The sequence below is a fragment of the Actinomadura formosensis NBRC 14204 genome (assembly GCF_001552155.1).
Lineage (GTDB): Bacteria > Actinomycetota > Actinomycetes > Streptosporangiales > Streptosporangiaceae > Spirillospora > Spirillospora formosensis.
Genome location: NZ_BCQQ01000159.1, coordinates 1 through 13,168 on the forward strand (window position 1 = coordinate 1; position 13,168 = coordinate 13,168).

Below are 13,168 nucleotides of genomic sequence, written 5' to 3' on the forward strand. Positions count from 1 at the left end.
CCGGCCGGCCCAGCTCGCCGGCGGCCCGCGCGCCGGGCGGGCGCCGCCACAGCACCAGCACCGCCACCAGCGCGAGGAAGATCCCCAGCAGCACCCCGAACATCCGGCCCGTCACCAGCCCGTTCAGCAGCACCCCCAGCGGTGTCCCCACGACCGCGCCGCCCGCCAGCAGCGCCGCCGTCCGCCGCGTGCCCGGCTCCCGCAACTGCCCCGACCGGGTGTAGACGGCCGTGCCCAGCAGGCCCGTCGCGACATTGGTGACGATCGCCGTCCCCGCCACCTGCGCCGGCGGCAGCGCCGTGAACGTGAACAGCCCCACGGTGATCAGCACCCCGCCCGGCCCCACCGCGGTGATCCCGACCCCAGCCGCCAGCGCCAGCAGCATCAGCCCCGCGAGCGCACCCGGCTCCAGCCCGGCCACCGGCCCGTCCCCTCAGCGGCCGGCCGGCGCCGTGGCGGCGGCCGGCGGAGTCCCCGCCCGCCCATGGCCGCCGATGGCCGTGCCCGCGCTCATCGCCGCACACGCTACACCGCCGTCCGCGTCCGATGGCCGGACGGGCGCGGGTCTGGCATCCTGGCCGGCGGGTGGGACGCCCCGCCCGCCGGGACCAGGGGGGCAAGCCGTGCGCTACGTGCTCATGATCTGCAGTGACGAGACCGCCGGGACCGATCCCGCGCGCGCCGCCGCGACCGGCTGCGGCGGCTGGTCGCAGGAGATGACCGGCCGCGGCGTCATCCGCGGCGGCGCCGGGCTCGCACCGGCCAGCAGCGCCACCACCGTGAAGGTGCGCGGTGCGGAGGTGCTGCTCACCGACGGGCCGTTCGCCGAGACCAAGGACCAGATCGGCGGGTTCAGCATCATCGAGTGCTCCGGCCTGGCGGAGGCGATCGAGATCGCCGCCCGGCACCCGTGGGCCGAACTCGGCCAGATCGAGATCCGCCCGGTCGAGGAACCGGGCCCCGCGCAGGCGTGACCGCCACCGCGCAAGGCGCCGCGGAAGCCGCCGGGGCGGGGGGTGTGGCGGGGGCCGTCACGGCGGCGTTCCGCGCCGAGTGGGGGCAGGTCGTGGCGACGTTGATCCGGCTGACCGGCGACTGGGACCTGGCCGAGGAATGCGCGCAGGACGCCTTCACCGCCGCGCTGGAACGCTGGCCCCGCGACGGTGTCCCGTCCCGTCCCGGCGCCTGGCTGACCACCGTCGCCCGCAACCGCGCCCTGGACCGGGTCCGCCGCGACGCCGCCGGCGCCCGCAAACTCGCCCGCATCGCACCCCCCGAAGACCCCGCCGAACCGGGTGAGGCGGGTGAGGCGGGCGGGTTCGGTGACGACCGGCTGCGGCTGATGTTCACCTGCTGCCATCCCGCGCTGCCGCTGGAGGCCCGCGTCGCCCTCACCCTGCGGACCCTGGCCGGGCTGACCACCGGCGAGATCGCCCGCGCGTTCCTGGTCGGGCAGGAGGCGATGTCCAAGCGCCTCACCCGAGCCAAACGCAAGATCCGCGACGCGGGCATCCCCTACCGCGTTCCGCCGCCCGACCTGCTGCCCGAGCGTCTCACCGCCGTCCTCGGCGTGCTGTATCTGCTGTTCAACGCGGGCTACACCGCCGGCGGCGGGGACGGGTTGCAGCGCCGCGCCCTGTGCGGGGAGGCGATCCGGCTGGCCCGGCTGCTGACCGCCCTGCTGCCCGCCGAACGCGAGGCGCGCGGCCTGCTGGCGCTGATGCTGCTGCACGACGCCCGCTCGGCCGCCCGCACCGACACCGCCGGTGTCCTGGTCCCCCTGGAACACCAGGACCGGTCCCGGTGGGACGCCGCCGAGATCGCCGAGGGCGTCGCCCTGCTGGAGGACGCGCTGGCGCCCGCCCCGGACCGGCCACCCGCCGGCCCCTACCAGGTCCAGGCCGCGATCGCCGCCTGCCACGCCACCGCACCCGACGCCGCCGCCACCGACTGGCCCCAGATCGCCGTCCTGTACGAGCGGCTGGAGCGGCTCGTGCCGTCCCCGGTCGTGGCGTTGAACCGCGCCGTCGCGGTCGGCATGGCCCGCGGTCCCGCCGCCGGGCTCGCCCTGGTCGACGAACTCGACCGCGCCGGGACCCTGGCCGGCTACCATCTGCTGCCCGCCACCCGCGCCGACCTGCTGCGGCGGCTGGGCCGCCGCGCCGAGGCCGCCGCCGCCTACCGCAGCGCCCTGGAGTTGGCCGCCAACGACGCCGAACGCCGCTACCTCGCCCGCCGCCTCGGCGAACTCACCTGAAAAACCCGCCGAAAAATTTCCCGCCGCGGGGTGTCCGCAGGGGGCCGTGCCGTTCGTCGGTGGGGTGAAACGGCCTGCGACACCTTCGAAGGCCGCCAGCCTGGGAAGGGACACCCACATGGAAACCGTGTACTCCAAGGACGGCACCCGCATCGCCTGCGACCGGACCGGCGCGGGGCCCGCCCTCGTCCACGTCGGCGGCGCCCTCAACGACCGCGGCTCCGGTGCCGCGCTCGCCGGGCTGCTCGCGGAGCGTCACACCGTCCTCACCTATGACCGGCGGGGCCGCGGTGACAGCGGCGACACCCAGCCCTACTCCGTCGACCGTGAGATCGAGGACCTGGCCGCCGTGATCGACGCGGCCGGCGGGTCCGCCGCGGTGTACGGGATGTCGTCGGGCGCGGTGCTGGCGCTGCGCGGCGCCGCCCGCGGGCTGCCCATCACCCGGCTCGCGCTGTACGAGCCGCCTTTCCACTCCGGGCACGACGACCGGCTCACCCGCGCCCGCGCCTACCACACCGAGCTGACCGTGCTGCTGGCCGACGGCCGCCGCGGCGACGCGCTCGCGCTGTTCATGACCGGTGTCGGGATGCCGGAGGAGATGGTGCGGCAGATGCGGGGCGCGCCGATGTGGCCCGCGCTGGAGGCGCTCGCGCCCACCCTCGCCTACGACTCGGCCGTCATGGACGACGCCGCCGGCGGCGCGATGCCCGAGGCCCTCATCGAGCGGGTCACCGTACCCGCGCTCGTCCTGGACGGCGGCGCCAGCCCCGCCTGGATGCGCGACACCGCCCGCCGTGTCGCCGCGCTGCTGCCCGCCGGGACGCACCGCACCCTGGAGGGCCAGACCCACGACGTCGCCCCCGAGGTCCTGGCGCCCGTCCTGGCCGGGTTCCTCGCCGCCTGACCCGGGGCCGCCTGACCCGGGGTCAGGTCACCGGGACCTCGATGTGGCCGGGTGTGCCGCGCCGCACCGTGGCCCGCCCGGCGGTGACCTCGGCCGCCCACGCCTCGAACGCCTCCAGGTCCGCGGTGGGCACCGCCACATCGGCCTCCACGCCGGTGCCGTAGCGGACGTCGCCGGGCTGGTGGCCGCGGGCGTGCAGGTCGCCGAGGAACCGTCCCGCCAGCGCGTGGTCGACGCCCACGGTGACCGTCACCACCGGGCGCAGTTCCACCACCCCGACGGCGTCGATGGTGTCGGCGACCGCCTGCGTGTAGGCGCGCACCAGGCCGCCCGCGCCGAGCTTCACCCCGCCGAAGTAGCGGGTGACGACCGCGGCCGTGCCGGTCAGGCCGCGCCGCACCAGCACCTCCAGCATGGGGATGCCCGCCGTCCCGGCCGGTTCGCCGTCGTCGCTGCTCTTGGTGATCTCGCCGTGTCCGCCGACCACGTAGGCGGTGCAGTTGTGGGTGGCGTCGCGGTGCGCCCGCCGGTGCCCGGCGATGAACGCCGTCGCCTCGGCCTCGTCGGCGGCGCGGGCGAGCGTGCAGATGAACCGGGATCTGCGGATCTCCAGCTCGTGGGAGCCGCCCTGTCTGATCGTGCGCATGGCGTCTCCGAGTCTATGTTTGCCGGGCCGCGCTGCCGGTCAGTCTCTGGGGATGCAGACATTGGACGCGCTTTACCGGCGCTGGCTTTTCCAGGTGTGGAACGGAGACTACGCCGTGGCGGAGGAGATCCTCGCCCCCGGCTTCACCGGGCACTGGCCAGACCTCCAGGTGCACGGCCCGGCCGGGGCGATCGAGCAGGTCCGCCGCTCCCGGGAGTACTTCGGCGACGTCAGCACCACCCTCGACGTCGGGCCGGTCGTCGGCGACGGCATGGTCGCCGCCGGGTGGAGCTTCCACGGCTCCTACCGCGGCGGCATTGCGGGAGCGACCGCCGCGCCCGGCACACGCGTGTCGTTCAGCGGGCACGACATCTTCCGCGCCGAGGGCGGCCGGTTCACCGAGTACTGGGTGGTCTCCGACGCGCTGGGCCTGATGACCGCGCTCGGCGCCGTCGGCCGGCCCGCCCCGCACACCGGCCCGGGGCGGGTCAGACGAGGTCGATGAGGTCGATGAGGTCGGCGATCGAGGGGACGACGCGGTGCGGCCGGAACGGGAACCGGGCGATCTCGTCTTTGCGGGTCACGCCGGTCAGCACCAGGATCGTCTCCAGCCCCGCCTCGATGCCGGCGACGATGTCGGTGTCCATCCGGTCACCGATCATCGCGGTGCGCTCGCTGTGCCCGCCGACCACGTTCAGCGCCGTCCGCATCATCAGCGGGTTCGGCTTGCCGACGAAGTAGGGCTCCACCCCCGTCGCACGGGTGATCATCGCGGCGACCGCGCCGCACGCGGGCAGCGACCCCTCCGGGGACGGGCCGACCGGGTCGGGGTTGGTCGCCACGAACCGCGCGCCGCCCTCGATCAGCCGGATCGCGCGGGTGATCTGGGAGAAGCTGTAGGTGCGGGTCTCCCCCAGCACCACATAGTCGGGGTCGATGTCGGTGAGGACGAAATCGGCCTCGTGCAGCGCCGTGGTCAGCCCCGCCTCCCCGATCACATACGCCGACCCCGCGGGGCGCTGGTCGGCCAGGAACCGGGCGGTCGCCAGCGCCGAGGTCCAGATCGACCCGGCCGGGACCTGCAGGCCCGCCGCCGCCAGCCGGGCCGACAGGTCCCGGCGCGTGTAGATCGAGTTGTTGGTCAGGACCAGGAACGGCTTGCCGGACGCCGACAGCCGGCGCACGAACTCCTCGGCGCCGGGGACGGGACGGCCCTCGTGGACCAGCACTCCGTCCATGTCCGACAGCCAGTACTCGATCGGCCCGCGTTCGGTCATGTCCCCATTGTCGCAGGTGAGGATCTTTGCCCGGCCGTTACAGGGTGGCCAAGCCGTTACAGGGCGGCCGGGGCGTGTCGGCTCGGGTCGTGCCGTCAGCCGGCGGTGACGGCGTGCAGGACCGCTGCGATGCCCTGCGCGGACAGGCCGGACGGCGCCAGCGCCGCGACCAGCCGGTCGCGGCGGCGCCGGATTCCCGTCGCCGCCGGGGTGCGCCCTCGGCTCGGCGTTCATGCTCGCCGGGCTGGCCGTCGCGGCGCGGGGTGAGCGGCCGAGCACGGGGCACCCCGCGGACCGGCCGCTTCGCCGCCGTCTCTGGTTCCGCGGGCCGGGCCTGCCCGGCAGCCCCGGCGGCAAGACCCGCAAGACCGGGCCGCGCGTGGAGCTCCTCGGCCGGCCCCGGCCGCCCGAGCGCGTAGGGTGATCTTGTGACAAGCAACGATCCGCGCTCCGGCATCCGGCAGATCGACGCGCCCGGCCTGGCGCCCGGCCCCGGCTACAGCCATGTGATCTCCGTCGACGTGCCCGGCCGGCTGGTGGTCGTCAGCGGGCAGATCGCCCTGGACGCCGCGGGGAACCTCGTCGGCCGCGGCGATCTGGAGGCCCAGACCCGGCAGGTGTTCACCAACCTGGAGGCCGCGCTGACCGCCGCCGGCGCCCGCTGGGAGCACGTCGTGCGGCTCGGGTACTTCCTGCGGGACGCGGGCGGCGTCGGCGTCGTGCGCGCGGTCCGCGCCGAGTTCGTCCCCGAGGGCGTGTCGCCCGCCGCGGCGCTGATCGAGGTGTCCCGGCTCGTCCGCGACGACCTGCTCATCGAGATCGAAGCCCTCGCCGTCGTCCCCGCCACCTAGCCGGACCAAAAAAGGGGGGGCGTCCCGGGTCTCCCGGGACGCCCCAGCACACCCTCGGGTGTGCGCGCCGGACGACGCTCAGACGTTCACGCCGAAGTCGGAGGCGATGCCCGACAGGCCCGATGCGTAGCCCTGGCCCACCGCGCGGAACTTCCACTCGGCGCCGTGGCGGTACAGCTCGCCGAAGACCATCGCGGTCTCGGTCGAGGCGTCCTCCGACAGGTCGTAGCGGGCGATCTCGCTGTTGTCTGCCTGGTTCACCACGCGGATGAACGCGTTGCGGACCTGCCCGAAGTTCTGCTGGCGGCTGTCGGCGTCGTAGATCGACACCGGGAACACGATCTTGGACACCTCGGCCGGGACACCACCGAGGTTGACCTTGATCTGCTCGTCGTCGCCCTCGCCCTCACCGGTGAGGTTGTCGCCGGTGTGCTCGACCGAGCCCTCCGGGCTCTTGAGGTTGTTGAAGAACACGAAGTGCTGATCCGACAGGACCTTGTTCTCCGCCGAGCACAGCAGGGCGCTGGCGTCCAGGTCGAAGTCGGCGCCGGTCGTGGTCCGCACGTCCCAGCCCAGACCGACCACGACGGCGGTCAGTCCGGGAGCCTCCTTGGTCAGCGAGACGTTGCCGCCCTTGCTCAGACTGACTCCCACTGTTGTCTACCTCCGTATCGGCCTGCGGGTGCGGTCACCCGCGATCGGTCTGTCTTACCAGAACGGTAGCCACCCCTCGCCGGTTCCCCCGTCCACTCGGCGGATTCGCGGCGTGGCGTGCCGTTTCGCCCCGTCCCGAGCGTAGGGGACGGGGCCCGGCGGCCGGGACGGAAACGCGGTCAGCGCTTCAGCGCGCGCAGCACCCGGCGGGACTCGGCGCGCCGGTCCCAGGCGACCGCGGCGAACACGACCGCGAACGCGGCGGGCAGCGCGCTCCACGCCGGCTCCAGCACCAGCACCTGGGTGAGGATCGCGCCGGCCATCAGGCCGATCAGCCCGGTCGCGGCCAGCCCGGCCAGCCGCGGGATCACCAGCCCGACCGCGCCGGCGATCTCGACCACGCCGGTCACGTACCGGAACCACTGGCCCCAGCCGATCTCGGTGAACGTCTCGACCGCGTCGGCCTGCCCGGCCAGCTTGGGCAGGCCCGAGGCGACCAGCAGGAACGCGGCGAGCAGGATCTGCGCCGCCCACAGCACCTTGCGCAGGGTGCGGCGGCCGTCCGCGGCCGGGCCGGTGACGGCGGCGCGGGCCTGGGGGGTGCGGGCCTGGGGGGTGCGGGTGGTCTGAGCGGTCATGGCGGTGGTCCTTTCGCGCGGTGCGTCTCATCGGCTTTTCACTGACGCGTCGCGCGGGCTCCCGCCGGATCGACATCCCGCCGGATTTTTTTCCGCACGATTTTTTCGCCGCCGCCGGCCCTGTCCCGTGGGGGTCAGGCGGTGCGCGGCCAGCGGGCGCGGACGGCGTCGATGCACACCTCGCGGGACACCGGGCCCCCGAACCGCAGCCGGTCGTAGGCGGTGAACGGCGGCTCCAGCGCGTCCAGTTCGTCGACCAGGCGGTGCAGCCGGCGCGTCCAGGCCGGTGTACCGGCGTCCGGCCGTCCCGGCGCCGCGGTGATCGCGGCGACCAGCGCGGCCTTGGCCTGGACGGTGCGGGGCGACACCGTCCGCAGGCACACGTACTGGCCGCTGAGGTAGGCGGCCCATTCCTCCTCACCGGCCGCGGGGTCGTCCCAGTGGGCGACGAACCATCCGTGCAGGGCGTCCACGCCGCCGGCCGCGTCGGCGAGGGCGAACAGGTCGGACGGCACCATCTCGGTGCCGTCCGAGCGCAGGTAGGCGGGCAGCGGCAGCCGCCCGGCCAGCATCAGCCGCCGCGTCTCGCCGGTGTCGCGGCCGGCGGCGCGGCACACCTCCCGCAGGCCGGTGTACCAGGCGGTGACGTAGGCGTCGTCGGCCGCCGTCATCGGGTGGTCGCCGTTGACCTCGCGGAACCGCGCGGCCAGCCGTGCTTTCAGGTCGCGGTTGTCCATGCCGCCGACGCTAACCCGCGGTCGTTTCGGCGCCGGGCGAACCATGGCCGCGCAAAAGGGCGACGCGAAGGACGCTCACGGGGCCGGCTCGCGGGGCCGGTTCACCAGGGCGACAGCACGAGCGCCTGGACGGCCAGCGCGGTCACCGCCTGCGCGGCCATCCATGCCCGCGGGGCGGTCCGGTGCAGGGACGCCGCGGCCAGCGGCCACGCCGCGAACGGCACCCAGATCCGCTCGACCTCGCCGCGCGTCACTCCCGACGCGTCCAGGACGAGCACGCCCACCAGTGCCGCCGCCGCCAGTGCCGCCACCGCCGCCGGTGGTGACACGGCCCGCGCTCGCGCCGCGCCGCGCAGTGCCCCCAGCGTGGTGGGCAGCGCGTGCGCGACCGCCGGGCCGGTCAGCAGCCCCAGCACGGCCACGTTCGCGAACAGGAAGTAGGCGTATGACCGCTGCGCCGACCCGCGGCTGACCAGGTAGGTGTCCAGGGTGGCGCGGACCCCGTCCGGCCACCAGAACCCCAGCAGCGTCAACGCCGCGGGCACCACTGCCAGGCCCGCCGCCACGGCCGCGAGCATCCGGGCCCGCGGGCGGGTCAGCAGCAGCACCGCCAGCGGCACCGCGAACAGCGGCAGCAGCCCGTAGCTCAGATAGGGCAGGCACCCCAGCAGCAGCCCGCCCGCCGCGGCGGGGGCGAGTGCGCCCGCCCCCGCCCGGCGCGCGGCCAGGGCGAGCAGCGCCGTGCCCCACGCGCTCACGGCCAGGAAGAACGCATCCATCGCGGTCGCCACCCACACCGCCAGCGGCGCCAGCACCAGGAACGGCACCGCCGCCCGCGCCGCCCGCTCGCCCGCCAGGCACCGCACCGTGACCGTGATCGCGGCGGCCGCGGACGTTCCCGCCGCGATGACCAGCGCCGCCGCCCAGCCGGTGCCGCCGAGCCCGGCCTTGTCCAGCGCCCACAGCACCAGCATCGGCAGCGGCGGATGCCCCCGCACGTGCGTGGGGTAGCCGCCGAGCCGCTCGGTGAACGTCCGCAGCCACGCGAGCGGGTCGGGGCGCAACCGCGCCAGGCCCGCCGGGTATTCGGTCGGCGCGTTCAGCGGCGCCGCCGCCGCGTCCGGGCCGTCGCTCACCGCCAGCGCCACCGTCCACGCCGCGGCACCCGCCCAGGTCAAAAGCGGCAGCGTCCGCCACGGCAGCCGCGCCGCCAGCGTCGGCAGCGCCGCGACCGCGACCGCCGCCAGCACCGCCGCCGGCAGCAGCTCCCAGGTCAGTGGCCGCTCCCGCGCCTGCGCATGCAGTGGGGGCAGCCGGTCCTCGGTCGCCAGGCCGGCGCGCCGCAGGTACCAGCCCGTGGCGAACGCGGCCGCGATCCCGGCCGCCCACACCGCGACGGCCACCCACCCGGGCCAGGCCCGCCGCCGCGTTGCCGCCGCGTGCCCGCCGGCATCGGTGAGGGTCACCGGCCCGGTCCCTTTCCCGCCGGCGGTGCGGCGCGCGCCGCACCGCCGCCCCGGCGCCCGCGGTGAACGATGACCGCGCGGGCGATGACCGCGCGGGCCACGGCGGCGCAGGCCGCCGCGGCGGCGATGCAGCCCAGCACGACCGCCAGGTTGCGTTCGTAGGGCAGCGGGAGGCGGGACGGCTCGTCGGCGCGGCGCCCATGACCCAGGACGAGTGGGAGCGCGACCGCGGTGACGCACGCGCCGACGAGCAGCGCGGCACGCACGATGCGCCGGTACCGGCCGGGCAGCGGCCCGGTGAGCAGCCCCGCGGCCAGCACCACCGGGACCAGGACGCCGTCGTGCACGAGCACCGCCCCCGCGAACCATGCGGCCCACGCGGTGACGGGAACGTCCATGACGATCCCGCGCAGCCCCAGCGCGATGAGCGCCAGGCCCGCCGCGTACGCCACGATCCGGGTCTTCACCAGACCACCACCCGATGCACCCATTTGGTCTGCATGACCCCGGGCCGGTTCGGCGCGATCAGGCGGCAGGGATAGCCGTGGTCCAGGGCGAGGGGCGCCCCGTTCAGGCCCAGGGCCAGCAGGGTCAGCGGGTCGTGCCAGTGCGGCGGATCGACCTGGGAGGCGCGGTGACGCCCGTGGCGTTCCAGCGACTCCACCCGCACCCGCGCGTCGCCCGCGACGCCGGCCAGGTGCAGCACGTCCCGCAGCCGCACTCCCCGCCAGGTCGCTTCCACGCTCCAGCCCTCCACGCAGGAGATGGGCAGCCGCGCGGTGTGCTGCGGCAGTGCGCGCAGGTCGGCCAGGGTCAGGGTGAGCGGCCGTGTGACGCGGCCGGTCACGGTGAGCCGCCAGCCGGGGTCGCGGGCCAGGGAGGTGACGCCGGTCGCGGCGGCCGATCTGTTGACCGGGACGCCCTGCGGCCCGTTTCCCGGGCGCCGCGGCGCCAGCACCGCCAGCCGCGCCAGCGGGGTGGCCGCCTCCCCCGCGGTGGTCAGGGCGACCGCTCCGCTCGCGGCGGCGACGGTCAGCAGGAAGCCGCGGCGTCCCACCGCGTCCTGCGGCCGGGTCATCACGGCCCGGCGCGCCCTGGGCCATTGACCGGCCACGTGGATGACCAGCGCCCCGAGGAGGATGTAGGCCGTCCAGTAGTGCGCGGTGGTGAAAAAGAACCCGAACGCATACCAGTAGCCGATGTTCAGCACCCCGGTGACGGACTGGAACAGGGCCGCGCCGACCAGGGCGAAGACCAGCAGCCGCCGCGCCCCGTGGGCCAGGGACCCGACCGGCGGCCACTGCCACAGCCGGGGGTAGACCGTCCACAGCTTGGCCAGCAGCAGCGGCACCGTCGCCAGCCCGCCGATGACGTGCACGCCCTGGGTGACCCGGTACAGGTTCACCGGACGCGACGGCCACCGCGTCCACCCGGCGGGCTGCTGCATGAAGTGGCTGACCAGCCCGGTGCCGAACGAGACCAGGACGCCGGCGCCGAGCGCGATGCCGAGCAGGGACGCGACCCGCTCGTCGTGCAGCCGGCTGGTGAACCGGCCCGGCAGCGTCGTGACCGCCGCCGGGAGCCGCGCAAGCGCGGGTTTCCAGGCCCCGGGTTTCAGCGACGCGGGTTTCCGGAGCGCAGGGCGACGAACCATCGGTCGGCCTCCTCCCAGAGTTCGGTCACGGTCGCGGTGCAGGCGGCGGCGAGCCCGGCGACGGCGTCGGCGGACACGTGCGCCCAGGTGAACCAGTCGCCGACCGAGCGGCCCGAGCGCAGCCGCAGCGGCTCGACCCGGAACCCGGCGCCGGGCGGCTCGGCCTCCAGCAGGACCCGGCCGCCGGGGGCCAGCAGCGCCAGGACGCGGCGCAGCAGCGCGACGGGGTCCCCGCCGATGCCGATGTTGCCGTCGGCGAGCAGCACGGTGCGCCAGCGTCCGGTGCCGGGCACGCGGCCGAACACGTCCCGGCACAGCGCGGGCCCGCCGGCCGCGACGGTCAGCGCGACCGCGGCGGGGGCCAGGTCGATGCCCAGGACCGGGACGCCGCGCCGGGCGAGCGCGACGGTGAGGCGGCCCGGCCCCGACCCGACGTCCAGGGTGGCGCCCTCGCAGCGGTCCAGCAGCCCGCCGTCACCGGGCCGGGCCGCGAGCCAGTCCTGGACGGGCAGCGGGCGGCGGCGGCCGTCGGCGTGTTCGATCTCGACGCGCGCGCCGCCCCGCAGCGCCTCCTCGTACAGTTCGCCGATCATGGCCGGACGGTCCGCGTGCCCAGGGCCCGCACGGCGGCGGCGAACCGGCCGCCCCCGGCCATCGCGGCGACGGCGCGCGCGTCGGCGGGGGTGTCGACGTCGGTCAGCTCGGGCAGCAGCCCGACCCGCAGCCCCGCGTCGCGCAGCCGCGCGAGTTGCACCGTCCCGGTGTCGGGGCGCGACATCGGGACGCCGCGCAGCAGCCGCGCCTGGGGGCGGCGCAGCCCGAGCAGCCAGAACCCGCCGTCGCGGGCGGGCCCCAACACCGCGTCGCACCGGGCCAGCAGCCGCGCGGCCCGCGCCAGGAGCGCGGGCGTGACCTGGGGGGTGTCCATCCCGATGAGGACGAGGGGGCGGCCGGCCCACGCGTCGGTGAACGCGGCGGCCAGGCGCTCGTCCAGGCCGCCGCCGCGCTGGGCGACGACGGTGAAGCCGCCCGGCAGCCACGGGCCGGGGGTCCCGGCGAGCGCGAGGGTCCGGCGCACGGCCGGGGCGGCGGCGGCCGCGGCGAGGGTGTCGCGCAGCGCCGCCTCGGCCAGCGCGGCGGCCTCCGCGGGGGTGTAGGCGGAGGTCAGGCGCGTCTTGACCCGCCCGGGCACGGGCTCTTTGGCGATGACGATGAGATCCGCGCCGGGATCCGTGGCGGGATTCGTGGCGTTCACGGCGTCACCTGCGCCAGGACGCGGCGCATGTCGCGGACGGCGCGGACCGTCCCGCCGACCGTGCCGGTCACCTTCGACACGCCGGTGCGGGGACGGTAGGCGACGTCGATCTCGCCGATCCGCCATCCGGCGTGGGCGGCGCGCAGCACCATCTCCAGCGGGTAGCCGAACCGGCGGTCGCGCAGGCCGAGGGCCAGCAGGGCGTCGCGGCGGGCGGCGCGCATCGGGCCGAGGTCGTGCAGGCGGGTGCCGGCGCGCCGGTTCAGCGAGCGGGCCAGGACGGCGTTGCCGAGGCGGGCGTGCGGTGGCCACGCGCCCCGCCCGCACGGCCGCCGCCGGCCGAGCACCAGCGCCGGCCTGCCGGCCTCCTCCAGGTCGCCGAGCGCGGCGGCCAGCCGGGGCAGTTCGGCCGGGTCGAGGGAGGCGTCGGCGTCCATCACGCACACGACCTCGCTTTCGGCGGCCAGCAGCCCGGCGTGGCAGGCGGCGCCGAAGCCGCGGTCGGCGGCCGGCACGACGCGGGCGCCGTGGGCCGCGGCGACGCGGGCGGAGCCGTCGGTGGAGGCGTTGTCGACGACCAGGGGCCGGAACCCGTCCGGCATCCGGGTCAGGACCCAGGGCAGGGCCTCGGCCTCGTTGAGGCACGGGAGAAGCACATCGATCACGGACCTGACGCTACTTTCGGTGACGGGGGAACGACCCTTACGAACCGGTGACGGGCGGGCGGGCGAACTCGGCCATGCCGGCGGCGAACGCCACCGCGGGGGTGAAGCCCAGTTCGCGGCGGGCCCGGTCGGGCCGGGCGACGATGTGGCGGACGTCGCCG

General features: G+C 76.0%; 18 protein-coding genes. 6 read left to right on the forward strand and 12 right to left on the reverse strand.

Annotation, left to right across the window (positions count from 1 at the left end; translation table 11 throughout):
- Positions 1–421 (reverse strand): sulfite exporter TauE/SafE family protein (locus AF1_RS28925; protein ID WP_217999856.1); only part of this gene is annotated, 421 nt, incomplete at its 3' end.
- Positions 422–623: 202 nt separating this feature from the next.
- Here AF1_RS28925 and AF1_RS28930 point away from each other — a divergent pair.
- The 3 genes from AF1_RS28930 (at position 624) to AF1_RS28940 (ending at position 3,164) form a co-directional block, all read left to right on the forward strand.
- Complete coding sequence (locus tag AF1_RS28930; RefSeq protein WP_067806372.1) at positions 624–974, forward strand: YciI family protein; 351 nt, start codon at positions 624–626, stop codon at positions 972–974.
- Between the two features lie 44 nt (positions 975–1,018).
- Positions 1,019–2,257 (forward strand): RNA polymerase sigma factor, encoded by a 1,239-nt coding sequence (locus tag AF1_RS28935; protein ID WP_067806412.1) that lies wholly within the window; start codon positions 1,019–1,021, stop codon positions 2,255–2,257.
- 118 nt (positions 2,258–2,375) lie between these two features.
- Positions 2,376–3,164, forward strand: a complete 789-nt coding sequence (locus AF1_RS28940) for an alpha/beta fold hydrolase (RefSeq protein WP_067806376.1) — start codon at positions 2,376–2,378, stop codon at positions 3,162–3,164.
- A 22-nt stretch (positions 3,165–3,186) separates the two neighbouring features.
- On the opposite strand, the gene AF1_RS28945 is transcribed toward AF1_RS28940, so the two are convergent.
- Entirely contained in the window at positions 3,187–3,810 is a 624-nt protein-coding gene (locus tag AF1_RS28945; protein WP_067806379.1) for an IMPACT family protein, read from the reverse strand.
- 52 nt (positions 3,811–3,862) lie between these two features.
- Between AF1_RS28945 and AF1_RS28950 the strand changes: the two genes are divergently transcribed.
- Positions 3,863–4,315 carry an ester cyclase gene (locus AF1_RS28950; RefSeq protein ID WP_067806382.1) on the forward strand — a complete coding sequence of 151 codons (453 nt, stop codon included), beginning with the start codon at positions 3,863–3,865 and terminating at the stop codon, positions 4,313–4,315.
- On the opposite strand, the gene AF1_RS28955 is transcribed toward AF1_RS28950, so the two are convergent.
- Positions 4,299–5,087: an HAD-IIA family hydrolase gene (locus AF1_RS28955; RefSeq protein WP_067806383.1), complete on the reverse strand. Its 789-nt coding sequence runs from the start codon at positions 5,085–5,087 to the stop codon at positions 4,299–4,301. The two genes, AF1_RS28950 and AF1_RS28955, sit on opposite strands and share 17 nt — an antisense overlap.
- Positions 5,088–5,319: 232 nt before the next feature.
- On the opposite strand from AF1_RS28955, the gene AF1_RS28960 reads away from it, so the two are divergent.
- Positions 5,320–5,511: a hypothetical protein gene (locus AF1_RS28960; protein ID WP_067806385.1), complete on the forward strand. Its 192-nt coding sequence runs from the start codon at positions 5,320–5,322 to the stop codon at positions 5,509–5,511.
- 4 nt (positions 5,512–5,515) lie between these two features.
- Positions 5,516–5,938, forward strand: a complete 423-nt coding sequence (locus AF1_RS28965) for a RidA family protein (protein WP_067806387.1) — start codon at positions 5,516–5,518, stop codon at positions 5,936–5,938.
- 78 nt (positions 5,939–6,016) lie between these two features.
- Here AF1_RS28965 and AF1_RS28970 read toward each other — a convergent pair whose 3' ends face one another.
- The 9 genes from AF1_RS28970 to AF1_RS29010 all read right to left on the reverse strand — a co-directional run bounded on the left by AF1_RS28970 (position 6,017) and on the right by AF1_RS29010 (position 13,007).
- Positions 6,017–6,592, reverse strand: a complete 576-nt coding sequence (locus AF1_RS28970) for a TerD family protein (protein ID WP_067806390.1) — start codon at positions 6,590–6,592, stop codon at positions 6,017–6,019.
- A 179-nt stretch (positions 6,593–6,771) separates the two neighbouring features.
- Positions 6,772–7,230 carry a DoxX family protein gene (locus tag AF1_RS28975; protein ID WP_084263442.1) on the reverse strand — a complete coding sequence of 153 codons (459 nt, stop codon included), beginning with the start codon at positions 7,228–7,230 and terminating at the stop codon, positions 6,772–6,774.
- Between the two features lie 134 nt (positions 7,231–7,364).
- Positions 7,365–7,967 carry a DUF6058 family natural product biosynthesis protein gene (locus tag AF1_RS28980; protein ID WP_067806393.1) on the reverse strand — a complete coding sequence of 201 codons (603 nt, stop codon included), beginning with the start codon at positions 7,965–7,967 and terminating at the stop codon, positions 7,365–7,367.
- A 101-nt stretch (positions 7,968–8,068) separates the two neighbouring features.
- Complete coding sequence (locus tag AF1_RS28985; protein ID WP_067806397.1) at positions 8,069–9,433, reverse strand: hypothetical protein; 1,365 nt, start codon at positions 9,431–9,433, stop codon at positions 8,069–8,071.
- Positions 9,430–9,900: a hypothetical protein gene (locus AF1_RS28990; RefSeq protein WP_084263443.1), complete on the reverse strand. Its 471-nt coding sequence runs from the start codon at positions 9,898–9,900 to the stop codon at positions 9,430–9,432. Before AF1_RS28990 ends, AF1_RS28985 begins: the two co-directional genes overlap by 4 nt.
- Entirely contained in the window at positions 9,897–11,087 is a 1,191-nt protein-coding gene (locus tag AF1_RS28995; RefSeq protein WP_084263444.1) for a molybdopterin-dependent oxidoreductase, read from the reverse strand. The genes AF1_RS28990 and AF1_RS28995 overlap by 4 nt, the downstream gene beginning before the upstream one ends.
- On the reverse strand, positions 11,048–11,680 hold the full coding sequence (locus tag AF1_RS29000) for a class I SAM-dependent methyltransferase (protein ID WP_067806400.1): 633 nt from the start codon (positions 11,678–11,680) through the stop codon (positions 11,048–11,050). The genes AF1_RS28995 and AF1_RS29000 overlap by 40 nt, the downstream gene beginning before the upstream one ends.
- A complete protein-coding gene (locus AF1_RS29005) occupies positions 11,677–12,342 on the reverse strand; it encodes a TIGR04282 family arsenosugar biosynthesis glycosyltransferase (protein ID WP_067806403.1) in 666 nt (221 codons plus the stop codon). Before AF1_RS29005 ends, AF1_RS29000 begins: the two co-directional genes overlap by 4 nt.
- The gene (locus AF1_RS29010; protein WP_084263446.1) at positions 12,339–13,007 is read right to left on the reverse strand and encodes a glycosyltransferase family 2 protein; all 669 of its coding nucleotides are present in this window, start codon (positions 13,005–13,007) and stop codon (positions 12,339–12,341) included. Before AF1_RS29010 ends, AF1_RS29005 begins: the two co-directional genes overlap by 4 nt.
- Between the last annotated feature and the right edge of the window lie 161 nt (positions 13,008–13,168).

What these genes read in the sequence shown, in the direction of transcription:
- AF1_RS28940 (WP_067806376.1), top strand. Translation starts at nt 2,376, where the DNA reads ATGGAAACCGTGTACTCCAAGGACGGCACCCGCATCGCCTGCGACCGG.
- AF1_RS28945 (WP_067806379.1), bottom strand. Translation starts at nt 3,810, where the DNA reads ATGCGCACGATCAGACAGGGCGGCTCCCACGAGCTGGAGATCCGCAGA.
- AF1_RS28950 (WP_067806382.1), top strand. Translation starts at nt 3,863, where the DNA reads ATGCAGACATTGGACGCGCTTTACCGGCGCTGGCTTTTCCAGGTGTGG.
- AF1_RS28955 (WP_067806383.1), bottom strand. Translation starts at nt 5,087, where the DNA reads ATGACCGAACGCGGGCCGATCGAGTACTGGCTGTCGGACATGGACGGA.
- AF1_RS28960 (WP_067806385.1), top strand. Translation starts at nt 5,320, where the DNA reads ATGCTCGCCGGGCTGGCCGTCGCGGCGCGGGGTGAGCGGCCGAGCACG.
- AF1_RS28975 (WP_084263442.1), bottom strand. Translation starts at nt 7,230, where the DNA reads ATGACCGCTCAGACCACCCGCACCCCCCAGGCCCGCACCCCCCAGGCC.
- AF1_RS28980 (WP_067806393.1), bottom strand. Translation starts at nt 7,967, where the DNA reads ATGGACAACCGCGACCTGAAAGCACGGCTGGCCGCGCGGTTCCGCGAG.
- AF1_RS28995 (WP_084263444.1), bottom strand. Translation starts at nt 11,087, where the DNA reads ATGGTTCGTCGCCCTGCGCTCCGGAAACCCGCGTCGCTGAAACCCGGG.
- AF1_RS29000 (WP_067806400.1), bottom strand. Translation starts at nt 11,680, where the DNA reads ATGATCGGCGAACTGTACGAGGAGGCGCTGCGGGGCGGCGCGCGCGTC.